The sequence below is a fragment of the Paenibacillus sp. USHLN196 genome, from assembly GCF_037144955.1.
Classification (GTDB): domain Bacteria; phylum Bacillota; class Bacilli; order Paenibacillales; family Paenibacillaceae; genus Paenibacillus; species Paenibacillus xylanexedens_C.
In genome coordinates, this window is the sequence record NZ_JBBCYH010000071.1 from 1 (window position 1) to 223 (window position 223).

The window sequence follows — 223 nt, forward strand, 5'->3', positions numbered from 1 at the left end:
CCAGGACCCTGCGGTCCAAGTACCATCGGCGCTAGAGGGCTTAACGGTCGTGTTCGGGATGGGTACGTGTGGAACCCCTCCGCCATCGCCACCAAACGCATAGCTTAGCTTTCATTTCAGAGTTGTTGTTCTCTGAAAACTAGATTCGAAACGAAACATGCGATTTAGAACTTGCTAATTGGATAAGCCCTCGACCGATTAGTACTGGTCAGCTCCATGCATT

At 50.2% G+C, this 223-nt stretch carries 1 rRNA gene; it reads right to left on the reverse strand.

Features of this window, described 5'->3' with window-relative positions:
- Positions 1-96: ribosomal RNA gene (gene rrf, locus WFI24_RS34380) — 5S ribosomal RNA — on the reverse strand; the annotation flags it as partial.
- Between the last annotated feature and the right edge of the window lie 127 nt (positions 97-223).